Source organism: Campylobacter helveticus (assembly GCF_002080395.1).
Lineage (GTDB): Bacteria > Campylobacterota > Campylobacteria > Campylobacterales > Campylobacteraceae > Campylobacter_D > Campylobacter_D helveticus.
In genome coordinates this window covers 1,055,626-1,067,814 of the sequence record NZ_CP020478.1, presented here as the reverse complement: position 1 = coordinate 1,067,814, position 12,189 = coordinate 1,055,626, and the positions used below count along the sequence as shown (strand labels likewise).

Sequence of the window (12,189 nt, the reverse complement as noted above, 5' to 3'; positions counted from 1 at the left end):
TTCTAGTCGGTGTTTTTGCGGTGGGTGCTTTTGCTTATAATTCTGACGACACTTATCTTGATCCTCAGCTTTGTTCTTTGAAAAACTAATGAATCCGGGAAGTTGCAATCCAAATAGGTTTTGGAATAAAGAGTATGGTTGCCACGCTTTGCCCCACATTAGGGTAAAAGGCGAACCTGTTTGTGTGGATTGAGCTATGTTTGCTGTGGCGGTTAATACCTTTTACAAAACTCAAAATGAGGCTGTATTTTCAGCCTCTAAAAGTGAGAGGATAAAAAGGGAGATTACGGACTTCACCCCTGATAAAAATGTGAAAAATTCCGTTCATTTTTTCAGCGATGATAAGGAAATTTCTTTAAATTTAAGTGATGAAAGTATAAAACTTTTAAAAAGTCATTTTGATGAAAATGATTTTTTAAAACTTTCTAATGGCAACATAGGCTTGAGTGGAAAGGCGGCTGCATTTTTAGATGGCTGGTATAAAGACATTATGATAAATAGAGATTTTTTAAACTCAGATAGAGATAAAAATGGCAGGATAGAAAATAACGAACATCTTACTTTAAAAAATTCAGTCAAAGATGAGGCGGAAAATCAGGATTTAAGTGATAGCGATGATTGGATTACTCTAAGAGAGGCTAAACGCACTACGGGCTATGTGGGAAATAAAATTAGCGATAAAAGCCTAAGTATAGAAGAGCTTGTAAATGAAAGTATAAAAAGCGATAGAGATTTTGACGGAACTATCACTAGACTTGAGTATGCTGCTAAGGGTGGGACAGATATGCAAGGCTATACAAACTGGGCTGTAGAGGCTCTTAGTGATATTTTAAAAGGTGATGAAAAAAAGAAAAGCATCACTTTAGTTTTAGACCCTTATAATCAAATCACACCTCAATGGGACGGCATCGAGATAAGTGTGATAAAGGATTTTTATGAGGGTAGGGGGGTCAAAACTTTCAATAGTTTTCAAATTAGCGGAACAATTATACAAGAAGCTAAAATTTTGGAGGCTGAGTTAAGCGAAAAAGAACAATTGCTTAACGAATTTCCGGAATTTAGAGCTTTAATTCAAAATAATCCAGCCATCACAAAAGAACAGCTTTTAAAACTTAAAAAACAACAGAAAATCACACAAAATTATCAGCATTATCAAAAACAAGATTTGCAAAACGAATTTACGCAAAACTTTTTTAAAACAGATATTAAAGCTTAAATTTTTCATTAAATTTTTTGATATTTACACAAGCGCATTAAAAACTATAAATATTTTAAGTTTTTTATAGTAAAATATCGCTTTTATTTTTAATTTAAGGAGAGACAAATGGCAACATTTGACGATGTAAAAGCAGTAGTAATGGAGCAGTTAAGCATAGAAGCAGATGCTGTAAAAATGGAGTCTAAGATTGTTGAAGATTTGGGTGCAGATTCTTTAGATGTTGTTGAGCTTGTTATGGCTTTAGAGGAAAAATTTGGCATACAAATTTCAGATAGTGATGCAGAAAAATTAATTAAAATCGAGGATGTTGTTAATTATCTTGAAAATCTTAAAAAATAAAAGATACGCATAAGGAGCTTGTCTTGAAGAGGGTTGTGGTTACTGGCATTGGTATGATAAATGCTCTGGGCTTAGATAAAGAAAGTTCTTTTAAAGCAATTTGCGAGGGTAAGAGTGGAGTAGATAGAATTACACTTTTTGACGCAAGTGAATTTCCTGTTCAAATTGCTGCGGAAGTTAAGAATTTTGACCCTTTAGAGGTGGTAGATGGTAAGGAAGTTAAGAAAATCGACCGCTTTATACAGCTTGGGATTAAAGCTGCAAGGGAAGCAATGGAAGATGCGAAATTTGATAAGGATTTAAACAAGGAAGAATTTGGCGTAGTTTCTGCTGCTGGTATCGGTGGTTTGCCAAATATAGAAAAAAATTCTGTTATTTGTGAAGAAAAGGGACCGCGTAAAATTTCTCCCTTTTTTATTCCCTCAGCTCTTGTTAATATGCTAGGTGGTTTGGTGTCTATAGAGCATTCTTTAAAGGGACCGAATATCTCTTGCGTAACGGCTTGTGCGGCTGGAACACACGCGATATGCGAAGCTTACAAAAGTATCGTTTTAGGCACAGCGGATAAAATGCTTGTGGTGGGAGCAGAAGCGGCAATTTGCCCTGTGGGTATAGGCGGTTTTGCTTCTATGAGGGCTTTATCAACAAGAAATGATGAGCCACAAAAAGCCTCACGCCCTTTTGATAAGGGAAGGGATGGTTTTGTGATGGGTGAGGGTGCTGGTGCTTTAGTTTTTGAAGAGTATGAAGCAGCAAAAAAACGCGGAGTAAAAATTTATGCCGAGCTTATAGGCTTTGGAGAAAGTGCGGACGCACATCATATTACTTCTCCAACCTTAGATGGTCCATTAAGAGCAATGCAAAAAGCTTTAAAAATGGCAAATGGTGTTAATGTTGATTATATTAATGCTCACGGCACTTCAACTCCCGTTAATGATAGAAATGAAACTGCTGCCATTAAGGCTATTTTTGGCGAAAATTTACCTCTTGTAAGTTCTACAAAAGGGCAAATTGGACATTGTTTGGGTGCGGCTGGGGCGATTGAAGCGGTAATCTCTTTAATGGCTTTGGAAAAAGGCGTAGTGCCACCTACTATTAATCAGCTTGAAAAAGATGAAGAATGTAATCTTGATTATGTGCCAAATGTCGCTAAGGAAACAAAACTTGAAGTTGTGATGAGCAATTCTTTTGGTTTTGGTGGAACAAATGGCTGTGTGATTTTTAAAAGAGTGGATTAATATGGCTTCTTATTTAGATTTTGAGAAAAATATCCAGCAAATTGATGAGGATATTATAAATGCACAAATTAAGAGTGATTTTGATGCGGTAGCCATTTTGAAAAAAAATCTTGAAAAAGAAATTGTCAAAACTTATAAGAATTTAAGTGATTTTCAACGCTTACAATTAGCGAGACATCCTGATAGACCTTATGCACTTGATTATATTGATTTAATTTTAAATGATAAGTATGAAATTCACGGAGATAGAGCTTTTAGAGATGACCCTGCCATTGTTTGTTTTATGGGTTATTTGGGAGACAAAAAGCTTATTGTGATAGGTGAGCAAAAAGGGCGTGGCACTAAAGATAAGATAGCAAGAAATTTTGGTATGCCGCACCCTGAGGGTTATAGGAAAGCATTAAGAGTAGCCAGAATGGCGGAAAAATTCCAAATTCCTATACTATTTCTCATTGATACTCCGGGTGCTTATCCCGGTATTGGGGCGGAAGAGCGTGGGCAAAGTGAGGCTATTGCTACAAATTTATATGAGCTGAGCGATTTAAAAACTCCCACTATAGCGGTAGTTATAGGTGAGGGAGGAAGCGGGGGAGCTTTAGCCATAGGTGTAGCGGATAAACTTGCTATGATGAAAAATTCTGTTTTTTCTGTAATTTCTCCTGAGGGTTGTGCGGCTATACTTTGGAATGACCCATCCAAAAGTGAGGCGGCAACTAAAGCAATGAAGGTGAGCGCAGACGATTTAAAAGAGCAGGGCTTGATTGATGATGTGATTGAAGAGCCTACAAATGGTGCACATAGAGATAAAGAAAATGCAGCTGTGGCTATTGCTGATTATGTGAAAAAAGCTTTAGATGAGTTAGAAAATATTGACACGAGGGAACTTGTGGCTAATAGAATGCAAAAAATTCTTAAACTTGGAGCCTTTAAAGAAAATTCATAAAGAATTTTCTTTGGTTATTTTATTTTATGATATGCCCTACAAATTTTGAGGCATTATCTATAATTATCCCTCCTTTTCTAAAACCTAATCCACACCCCTCGTAAGCAAAAAATACTCCAGCCTGATAATACTCATTTTCATTAGAATTTAGCTCGTAATATTCTTGGTAAATCATCTTATTATTTCCATAAGGTCCAACATTTTCTTTAAAATTGCCACCATTTTTAACAATGCTAATATTCGCTCCCTCGCGTCCAAATATAGGTTTTTTTACATAATCTTTTCCTTGAAGTGGCTGCTCTTTACATTCTAAGAGTAAAGGATGATTTGGATAAAGCTCCCATAAAATTTTTAAAATTCCTTTAGATTGAAACAAAAGAGTGTAGGCAGGATTTAGGATAATCGCCTTTTGATTACGCATTATTTGCGTTAAAAGCATAGCTAACTCACCTTCCTCAATGGCAATTTCTTCCCAAGGAATGAGTTTAAACCAGTATTCATAATTAATGCCGTCTTTAAAAATTCCCTCTTCCCCAAATTCCACTTCATCGGCATAGGCAAAGTTGCATTCAAATCCAGCATCTGTTGCAATGTGTGCCAAAAGTTTAGTTGTAAGTTCCTCTTCTTTATTTCCAGCTACACTTGAAAAAAGAATTTTCCACCCTTGATAATGCTCATCAAATTCCTCCACACCTTCATCAAGAGTAATAAGACGCTTAAAATTATCCATTAAGCTTTCATAAATGCTATTAAATTGCAAATGCTCGTCTAAATTATTTTGCTTTAATATAGCCCATTGTAAAATAGCACTTTCAAAAAGCGAAGTTGGCGTATCTGCGTTAAATTCTAGCAATTTTATCGGCTTACCATCAAGCCCACCAGCGAAATCAAAACGCCCATATAAGTGCCAATGCACCTCGTTTTCCCAGCTCATTTTAATCGCATCGATGAGATTAAAAGGGATACCAAGCTCATCAAAGCGGTTGTTATCTATGACATTTTGTGCCGCAGCGATAAACATATCATAAAGCTCGTTAGCGGCTTCGTAGTAGGCGTTTGCCTCATTTTCATTCACGCAAACGAGCTTATTGTCTAAATAATCACTCCCATCATCATCTGTATGCCACGAAAAACCTATACTTTCAAGGTAGGATTTCTCTAGCTTATTTAGCGTTAAAAATTGCATATTTACTCCTTGGATTTATTAAAATAAAATTCGTTACTTACACCGACTTTAGCATTTTTAAGAATTTTGGGCTTAAAAGTGGTGATTTTAAGGTAAGAAATTTGAGGAAATATTTTTTTTAAATTTAAACTTATAAATCTCAAAGATTCTTCTATGGTTTGAAATTTTTGCTTTTTATAGTCTATCTTAACTGCCCTAGCAACTTTAGCATAATCTAAAAATTCATCCGCTTTTGCTTTTATTTTGACTATAACTTTTTGCTTTTTTTCTCGCTCAAAATCTAAAATTCCTATAATGCACTTAAATTTAAGTTTGATTTTTATATGACTTTGCATTCTTCTTTAAAAAGCAATCTTTTAATATTTGGCAGGTGTTTATAAAGTATGATAAAGGCGATGATAAACACGGGTGCGTGTGTATCGATAAATGGCATATCATAATTAAACATAAAAGAAGTGATGATGAAAGTTAGAAGGGCTATGAGTGAGGCTAAAGAGGAAATTTTAAATATTTTTCCTATCACAAACCAAACAGCAAAGGCACTTAAAACCTCTAAAGGCAAAAGCACAGCCATAGCTCCAGCCCCTGTGGCTATACCCTTACCACCTTCAAAAAAGAGATAAAGCGAAAAACAATGCCCAAATATTGTCAAAACTGCCACACTCCAAAGTAAATTTAAATCATAACCCAAGAATTTTAGTAGCATAAGAGGGATAAAAGCTTTAGAAAAATCAAGCACAATAGTCGCTATGGCAAGCTTTTTTGCAAGTTTTGGATTTTCTTGTTTGACAACCCTTAAAACATTAGTTGCACCTATGCTTTTTGAACCTTGATTTTTGATATTGACCTTAGCAAAAGTTTTAGCCAAAATCAATCCAAAAGGCACAGAGCCTAAAAGATAAGCTAAAGCGTAAATACTTAAATTTTCCATTTTATCCTTTACTTTTATCTGTTTGAATTTATAATTTTTGAAAAAACTGCCTAATTGTTACGAAAGAAAATAAACAAAGCTTAAATTGAGAATTATTAAGCTTAAAATACTTTTAAATTTGTTTGTAAAAATTTATAATGAAAGTTTGCAAATTTCATCTTTTAATATCTTGCTAAATTTTATAGCACCTTGTTCTGCTAGGTGGTCATAATCGCCAAAATCATCATCATCCATTGTTTTTTCATCGTAGAATAAAAGCGGAATTTCATTTTTACCGGTAATATCTACAATATCTTTAAAGTGCGATTTATAGTCGCCATATTCATTTGCCTCAGCACCAAAATCACTTCTTACGGGAGTGATGACAATGATTAAATTAATATTATTATCCTTGCAATAAGATATTGCTTTTTCGACATAGATATTTTCTTCGGTGTTTCTTTTGTTATTTTTCATATGCGTTGCGACGCGTTCTTTGGCTGAGATATTATTCACCCCCCCCTCCACTCAAATTGCATATCGGCAAAAGCATTTCTTCTTTTTTTGGTTATAGTGTATGTTTTTGCGTATTTTTTGATAAGTGAGATGAGATTGATGTCTCTTTTATCAATTTTTTTTCTCATAGGTATATTGAAAAGGGCGTCATTTATATAAGCAATTCGAATTTCTTGCTTTGTTTTTTCTAAAGCAAAACTATTGTTAAATAACGAATAAGTCATTATGACTTGCTTAAGCTGTTTTATTTGTGCGATATATTTGATTAATTCATAACTTCGATATAAATCTTGTGAAAAGGTGCAGCAATTTAAGTATCTATAATTTTCATCCGTTAGAATTTCTGCCTTGATGCCGCATTCGCCGTGTGAAGAGCCTACTATAATACTATTGTAGTCTGCATTTTGGATAAGTTGCTTAAGCTCTATGTATGATTTTATTAAATGAACATCGCTTAGCTTTTTAAATTGAAATTTCATTTTTTTTCTATAATAAAAATTCATTATTTTATTTAGCATTTGGTATCCTAAATATTTTTAATTTTTTAATGTTTAATTATATAAAAATTTATTGATACAAGATAAATAAAAATTCTATTTATTTTAATAAGACTAAATAACTACTAATTAATTAAAATACTTTTATAATAATTTTTATCCTTATTTAAGTAATGAAAGGCTAGTATTTCCATTTATTTTTACATAAAAGGAGTAAATAATGAAGATTAAGTCTTTGCTTGTTGCATCTTCTTTGATGCTTATTTCTGTGAGCGGTTTATCGGCTGCTAGTTTGATTGAGGAAGCCAAAAGTTTAGGTTTTGCTTCTTTGCCAAAAGACCAAAAAGGTGTAGATGAGATTCTTAAACAAAATGGCATAAAAGCAACTCCATTTAGCCTTGAAAAAGCGGAGCTTGGTAAAAAATTATATTTTGAGCCACGCCTTTCAAAAAGTGGAATTATTTCTTGTAATACCTGTCATAACCTTGGTTTAGGTGGCACAGATGGAATCGCTGCTGCTGTGGGACATAAATGGACAGCAAACCCTCATCATCTAAATTCTCCAACCGTTTATAACTCAGTTTTAAACAATGTGCAGTTTTGGGATGGTAGAGCTGGCACTTTAGCTGACCAAGCAAAAGGACCTATCGAAGCAGAGCCTGAAATGGCAACTCCAGCAAAACTAGCTGTTCAAAAAATCTCTTCCTTACCTGAGTATGTGAAAGAATTTAAAAAAATTTATGGTAAAAGTGGCGTAACTTTTGACAATATCGCTGATGCGATTGCAAATTTTGAAAGAACGCTCATTACTCCATCTCGTTTTGATAAATTCTTAGATGGCGATGAAAAAGCTTTAACAAAAGATGAGCAAAAAGGCTTAAGACTCTTTATAGACAAAGGCTGTGTAACCTGTCATAGTGGTGTAAATTTAGGTGGTTCTATGCAGGCTTTTGAAGTAGCAGCTAAATATAAATTTTCCAATTTGGGCGATTTCAAAGGTGATGCAAATGGTATGGTGAAAACTCCTACCTTAAGAAATGTGGCTGAAACTGCTCCGTATTTTCACAATGGTGCAATTTGGTCTTTAAGAGATGCGATTAAAGAAATGGGAAGCGTGCAACTTGGCATTAAAATTTCTAATAGCGAAGCAAAAAGCATAGAGGCGTTTTTGCATACGCTAACAGGCGATAAGCCAGCTATCATCTACCCACAACTTCCTATTTCTACTGAAAAAACTCCAAAGCCAGAGCTTTAAAATTTAAATCCCAAAGAAATTTGGGATTTTGCTTTTTTTATAACATTTAATTCCTCCTTAGTTTTTGATTGCAGTAAAAAACGATTAGCTAACTTAGGCTAAAATTCTTTTAAACTTTTATAAAGGCTAAAAATGAAACTTTTTGGAACAGACGGAGTTCGCGGTAAGGCGGGAGAATTTTTAGATAGCTTTTTAGCTATGCGTTTGGCGATGGCTGCGGGGATTTATTTTAAAGATAAGGCGATTACGAATAATATTTTAGTCGGTAAAGATACAAGAAAAAGTGGCTATATGATAGAAAATGCCATAGTTTCAGGGCTTACCTCCATAGGCTATAATGTCATACAAATAGGACCTATGCCAACTCCTGCTATTGCTTTTTTGACTGAAGATATGCGTTGTGATGCGGGGATTATGATTTCAGCTTCTCATAATCCTTATTATGATAATGGCATTAAATTTTTTGACTCGCACGGCAATAAACTCAGCGAAGAAGCAGAGAGAAAAATCGAAGAAATTTATTATGATGATAAATTGCTTGAAAGCTCTAAGGTCGTAATGGAGCAAATCGGCAGAGCAAAAAGGATTGATGATGTGATAGGGCGTTATATTGTGAGCATTAAAAATTCCTTTCCTAAGGACTTGACCTTAAAATCCTTACGCGTAGTTCTTGATGTCGCTCATGGAGCAGCTTATAAGGTCGCACCAACTATTTTTAAAGAGCTTGGGGCAGAAGTCATTGTGATGAGTGATAAACCTAACGGGCTTAATATTAATGATAATTGTGGCGCACTGCACCCTACGAATTTGGCAGAGGAGGTTAAAAAGCTTCGTGCTGATGTCGGCTTTGCGTTTGATGGAGATGCGGATAGGCTTGTGGTGGTCGATGAAAAAGGCGTAGTAGCAAATGGCGATAGTCTGTTAGGCGTTTTAGCCTTGCATCTTAAAGAGCAGGGTAAATTAAAATCCAAAGTCGTAGCGACCATTATGAGTAACGGCGCTTTAAAAGAATTTTTAAATAAAAATAAAATCGAGCTTGAAACCTGTAATGTAGGCGATAAATTTGTTTTGGAAAAGCTTAAGGCTTGTGGGGGGAATTTTGGTGGGGAACAAAGTGGGCATATCATCTTTAGCGACTATGCTAAAACAGGCGATGGACTTATCGCCGCGCTTCAGTTTTCTGCTCTAATGCTTTCAAAGAAAAAAAGCGCAAGTGCGGTTCTTGGGCAAATTAAGCCTTATCCTCAGCTTTTGCATAATCTCAAAATTTCTCAAAAGAAAGATTTAGCCAAGCTAAAAGGCTTAAGAGAGCTAACAGTAGAGCTTGATAAAAAGGGTATCAATAGCCTTTTTCGCTATTCTGGCACGGAGAATTTAATCCGCTTACTTTTGGAGGCTAAGGATAGTAAGCTTTTGGAAAAAGAAATGAAAGGCGTGGAGGCGTTTTTTAGGAAAGCTTTAAATGATTAAAAGCTATAAAATTTTTTGGCTTTTTTTTGTTTTGGTTTTTGCATTTGACCAGTTTGTGAAAATTTTAACCTTAAAAGGTATGCGTTGGCAAAGTGAGTATTTAGACCTCACTTTTGCTTTAAATACGGGCGTGGCTTTTTCTATGCTCAGTTTTTTAGAGCATTATTTAAAATATTTGCATTTAGCCATTTTGCTCGTGCTTTTTGTCTATCTTTTTTGGCAAAAAGAATTTTTAAAAGAGCATATCGTAGCTTTTGGTATGATGCTAGGAGCTGGGTGTTCAAATTTATTTGACCGCTTTATACACGGCGGAGTTGTGGATATGTTTTTCTGGCATAAGTGGTTTGAATTTGCTATTTTCAATGTAGCTGATGTAATGATAAATCTTAGCGTTGCTTTGATTTTGATAAAAGAAATTTTTTTAAAAAGAGGAAAAAATGACAGAGTGGATTAATGAATATTATGCGTGGATTAAATTTGTGCATTATTTAAGTTTTGTTTCTTGGATGGCCGGGCTTTTTTATCTGCCTCGTCTTTTTGTTTATCACGCTGAAAATAAGGACAATGAAGGCTTTGTCCGCGTGGTAAAGGTGCAGGAGCGAAAGCTTTTTTGGGCGATTAGCACTCCTGCGATGATAATGGCGATAATCACTGGAAGCTTAATGCTTCATGCACATAAAGAGGTATTGATGATAGGTGCTGGTTTTATGCATGCAAAATTAACTTGTGCGACACTTTTAATCATCTATCATTTTCATAATTTTGCTTGTCTTAAAGCTTTGGCTAATGATACTTCAACAAAAAGCGGGAGGTATTTTAGAATTTATAATGAAATTCCAACACTTTTATTTATCATCATCGCTTTAATGATGGTTGTGCGTCCTTTTTAAAGCCTTTTTTAGGCTTTAAATTCCATATTCTGTGAATTAAGTGGCGAGACATTTTCGCTCATAATATCAATAAAGTTTTTATTTTTGAGCCTCGCATCATCTCTAAAAACAGCTCTAACTAAGTCCATACCCGTGTAAAAATCTTTCATCAAAACCATAAAAAGATATTTTCCAAATTCACTAGTTTTCAAAGTGCCATTTTCTTTCTTGACAGCTCCACACATTTTAAGTGCATTAAGCTCAATAAAAAGTTCTTTTTCTAAATCACACTTTAGATTGTGGTTAAAGTCTTTTAAGTCGATTTTCCCTGAAAAAATCTCTGTTAAGAAAACATATTTGAGTCGCTCTTTTTGTGCAAAATTTGCTTTAGCGATGTTGGCATTTTTCTTTTCTTTGATTAAATTTGTATAAGTGTTAAGATTAAAAGCGTTAATTAAAAGCTCTCCATCTAAAAAGCTAAAAGCCCCACTACCCACACCTAAATACTCGTGATGTGAGCTTACATATTCATCGTTTAATTTATTTTTCTCTAAAGAAAAGCTCCAAGCGTTATTTTGTGTATAGTCTTTAAAAAATTCGCAAATAATCTTATAAAATTCAAATTCGTTATCCTTAAAGCTTACCCCTAGGGATTTTGCTATATTATCTTTTGTTAAATTTGATTTCATAAGAGGGTAAGTTGTAATTTGCTGAGGAGACAATTTTTTAGCGATTTCGAGGTCGTTTAAAAGCTGCTCTTTGCTTTGGCTTGGCAGATTGAAAATTAAATCTATGCTAAAAATAGGCAAAATTCCTAACGCTTTTGAAATTTTTTCTTGTAAAATTTCACTTGAGCCAAATTTATTATATCTTGCGACTTTTTTTAAAGTCTCATCATCAAAGCTTTGTATCCCACAGCTTAATCTATCTATCAAACCTTTAAACATAGTAAGCTTTTCAGGCTCGATGTGATTTGGGTCGCTTTCGCAAGAAATTTCTTTAATGTCAAAAAGTTTTTTACAAAGCTCCAAAGTTTTTAAAAGCTCTTCTTCATTAATGAGTGTCGTGCCACCACCTACATACATAGCATTAAAATTAAAGCCTTGAGCCTTGATAATCTTAAGTTCCTCTCTTAAACTTTCAAAATAATTTTTTGCCAAATTTTCATCATAATAATATTTATGGAAGCTACAATAAGGGCAAAAAGTATGGCAAAATGGTATGTGAGCGTAGAGCATATAGGATTTTTCTTTGGCAACTTTAGCTTGAGGTTCTTTTAAAAGTTCTATTTTAAAATTCTTTGTTAAGGATTGCTGCATCATAATGTGGGAATATTTGAGTGCTAAGTTTTGAAAAAAATTCATAATCTTACCTAATTTGTTTAGAATAAAAATTGTAACTTTATCAATTTTTTACTAAATAAAACTTAAAAATTCTTGCTTTTTGTGGTTAAAAATGCTATAACATTTTTAAATAAAATATTAAGGAGATACAATGGAAAAAGAACAAATTATAGCAAATCTTAACGCATTGTTTGCTAAAAGAAGTGAGTTTTATCAGTATTTTGACGCTAATCTTAGCAAGAAAGAGAATATAGACGCATTTGATTTTTCCAAACAAAACGAGCTTAAGGCTGAAGATGTTTATAAGCATTTTTACCACTTTGATTATGCGATGAGAAAACTACTTCCACCGCTTTTTAAAGCTTATGAAATCAATCCTTCCAAGGATTTAAAAATGTGATTTT

14 protein-coding genes and 1 pseudogene are annotated in these 12,189 nt (G+C 34.1%); 9 read left to right on the top strand and 6 right to left on the bottom strand.

All coding sequences use genetic code 11. The features are described 5' to 3' along the window. Window positions 1-196: 196 nt before the first annotated feature. The 4 genes and pseudogenes from CHELV3228_RS10300 to accA form a co-directional block, all read left to right on the top strand. Window positions 197-856 (top strand): annotated as a pseudogene (locus CHELV3228_RS10300) (hypothetical protein); the annotation flags it as partial. 468 nt (window positions 857-1,324) lie between these two features. Further along, window positions 1,325-1,558: an acyl carrier protein gene (gene acpP / locus CHELV3228_RS05755; RefSeq protein ID WP_082200019.1), complete on the top strand. Its 234-nt coding sequence runs from the start codon at window positions 1,325-1,327 to the stop codon at window positions 1,556-1,558. A gap of 23 nt (window positions 1,559-1,581) precedes the next feature. After that, the gene (locus CHELV3228_RS05750) at window positions 1,582-2,796 is read left to right on the top strand and encodes a beta-ketoacyl-ACP synthase II (RefSeq protein WP_082200017.1); all 1,215 of its coding nucleotides are present in this window, start codon (window positions 1,582-1,584) and stop codon (window positions 2,794-2,796) included. 1 nt (window position 2,797) lies between these two features. Further along, the gene (gene accA, locus CHELV3228_RS05745; RefSeq protein ID WP_082200015.1) at window positions 2,798-3,739 is read left to right on the top strand and encodes an acetyl-CoA carboxylase carboxyl transferase subunit alpha; all 942 of its coding nucleotides are present in this window, start codon (window positions 2,798-2,800) and stop codon (window positions 3,737-3,739) included. A gap of 19 nt (window positions 3,740-3,758) precedes the next feature. On the opposite strand, the gene CHELV3228_RS05740 is transcribed toward accA, so the two are convergent. The 5 genes from CHELV3228_RS05740 to CHELV3228_RS05720 all read right to left on the bottom strand — a co-directional run bounded on the left by CHELV3228_RS05740 (window position 3,759) and on the right by CHELV3228_RS05720 (window position 6,869). After that, window positions 3,759-4,925 carry a glutathionylspermidine synthase family protein gene (locus tag CHELV3228_RS05740; protein ID WP_082200013.1) on the bottom strand — a complete coding sequence of 389 codons (1,167 nt, stop codon included), beginning with the start codon at window positions 4,923-4,925 and terminating at the stop codon, window positions 3,759-3,761. A gap of 2 nt (window positions 4,926-4,927) precedes the next feature. Further along, window positions 4,928-5,260 carry a dihydroneopterin aldolase gene (locus tag CHELV3228_RS05735; RefSeq protein WP_082200011.1) on the bottom strand — a complete coding sequence of 111 codons (333 nt, stop codon included), beginning with the start codon at window positions 5,258-5,260 and terminating at the stop codon, window positions 4,928-4,930. After that, window positions 5,245-5,856, bottom strand: coding sequence for a glycerol-3-phosphate 1-O-acyltransferase PlsY (gene plsY, locus CHELV3228_RS05730; RefSeq protein ID WP_082200009.1), 612 nt, complete (start codon window positions 5,854-5,856; stop codon window positions 5,245-5,247). The genes CHELV3228_RS05735 and plsY overlap by 16 nt, the downstream gene beginning before the upstream one ends. Before the next feature lie 132 nt (window positions 5,857-5,988). Beyond that, window positions 5,989-6,351: a hypothetical protein gene (locus CHELV3228_RS05725; RefSeq protein WP_082200007.1), complete on the bottom strand. Its 363-nt coding sequence runs from the start codon at window positions 6,349-6,351 to the stop codon at window positions 5,989-5,991. Further along, window positions 6,348-6,869 carry a hypothetical protein gene (locus tag CHELV3228_RS05720; RefSeq protein ID WP_082200005.1) on the bottom strand — a complete coding sequence of 174 codons (522 nt, stop codon included), beginning with the start codon at window positions 6,867-6,869 and terminating at the stop codon, window positions 6,348-6,350. The genes CHELV3228_RS05725 and CHELV3228_RS05720 overlap by 4 nt, the downstream gene beginning before the upstream one ends. 199 nt (window positions 6,870-7,068) lie before the next feature. Here CHELV3228_RS05720 and CHELV3228_RS05715 point away from each other — a divergent pair, with 199 nt between their 5' ends. The 4 genes from CHELV3228_RS05715 to hemJ all read left to right on the top strand — a co-directional run bounded on the left by CHELV3228_RS05715 (window position 7,069) and on the right by hemJ (window position 10,463). Continuing rightward, on the top strand, window positions 7,069-8,103 hold the full coding sequence (locus CHELV3228_RS05715) for a cytochrome-c peroxidase (RefSeq protein WP_082200003.1): 1,035 nt from the start codon (window positions 7,069-7,071) through the stop codon (window positions 8,101-8,103). Window positions 8,104-8,235: 132 nt separating this feature from the next. After that, window positions 8,236-9,573: a phosphoglucosamine mutase gene (gene glmM, locus CHELV3228_RS05710; protein WP_082200001.1), complete on the top strand. Its 1,338-nt coding sequence runs from the start codon at window positions 8,236-8,238 to the stop codon at window positions 9,571-9,573. After that, entirely contained in the window at window positions 9,566-10,027 is a 462-nt protein-coding gene (gene lspA / locus CHELV3228_RS05705) for a signal peptidase II (RefSeq protein ID WP_082199999.1), read from the top strand. The genes glmM and lspA overlap by 8 nt, the downstream gene beginning before the upstream one ends. Further along, window positions 10,011-10,463, top strand: a complete 453-nt coding sequence (hemJ, locus tag CHELV3228_RS05700) for a protoporphyrinogen oxidase HemJ (protein ID WP_082199997.1) — start codon at window positions 10,011-10,013, stop codon at window positions 10,461-10,463. Before lspA ends, hemJ begins: the two co-directional genes overlap by 17 nt. Before the next feature lie 8 nt (window positions 10,464-10,471). On the opposite strand, the gene CHELV3228_RS05695 is transcribed toward hemJ, so the two are convergent. Next, a complete protein-coding gene (locus CHELV3228_RS05695) occupies window positions 10,472-11,806 on the bottom strand; it encodes a coproporphyrinogen III oxidase family protein (protein WP_082199995.1) in 1,335 nt (444 codons plus the stop codon). A gap of 130 nt (window positions 11,807-11,936) precedes the next feature. Here CHELV3228_RS05695 and cmeU point away from each other — a divergent pair, with 130 nt between their 5' ends. Next, a complete protein-coding gene (gene cmeU / locus CHELV3228_RS05690) occupies window positions 11,937-12,185 on the top strand; it encodes a CmeU family protein (RefSeq protein ID WP_082199993.1) in 249 nt (82 codons plus the stop codon). Window positions 12,186-12,189 lie beyond the last annotated feature (4 nt).

Bases quoted from the DNA above. Each gene is read 5' to 3' on its own strand.
- acpP (WP_082200019.1), top strand. From the start codon at position 1,325: ATGGCAACATTTGACGATGTAAAAGCAGTAGTAATGGAGCAGTTAAGC.
- accA (WP_082200015.1), top strand. From the start codon at position 2,798: ATGGCTTCTTATTTAGATTTTGAGAAAAATATCCAGCAAATTGATGAG.
- CHELV3228_RS05740 (WP_082200013.1), bottom strand. From the start codon at position 4,925: ATGCAATTTTTAACGCTAAATAAGCTAGAGAAATCCTACCTTGAAAGT.
- CHELV3228_RS05735 (WP_082200011.1), bottom strand. From the start codon at position 5,260: ATGCAAAGTCATATAAAAATCAAACTTAAATTTAAGTGCATTATAGGA.
- plsY (WP_082200009.1), bottom strand. From the start codon at position 5,856: ATGGAAAATTTAAGTATTTACGCTTTAGCTTATCTTTTAGGCTCTGTG.
- CHELV3228_RS05720 (WP_082200005.1), bottom strand. From the start codon at position 6,869: ATGCTAAATAAAATAATGAATTTTTATTATAGAAAAAAAATGAAATTT.
- CHELV3228_RS05715 (WP_082200003.1), top strand. From the start codon at position 7,069: ATGAAGATTAAGTCTTTGCTTGTTGCATCTTCTTTGATGCTTATTTCT.
- glmM (WP_082200001.1), top strand. From the start codon at position 8,236: ATGAAACTTTTTGGAACAGACGGAGTTCGCGGTAAGGCGGGAGAATTT.
- lspA (WP_082199999.1), top strand. From the start codon at position 9,566: ATGATTAAAAGCTATAAAATTTTTTGGCTTTTTTTTGTTTTGGTTTTT.
- hemJ (WP_082199997.1), top strand. From the start codon at position 10,011: ATGACAGAGTGGATTAATGAATATTATGCGTGGATTAAATTTGTGCAT.
- CHELV3228_RS05695 (WP_082199995.1), bottom strand. From the start codon at position 11,806: ATGAATTTTTTTCAAAACTTAGCACTCAAATATTCCCACATTATGATG.
- cmeU (WP_082199993.1), top strand. From the start codon at position 11,937: ATGGAAAAAGAACAAATTATAGCAAATCTTAACGCATTGTTTGCTAAA.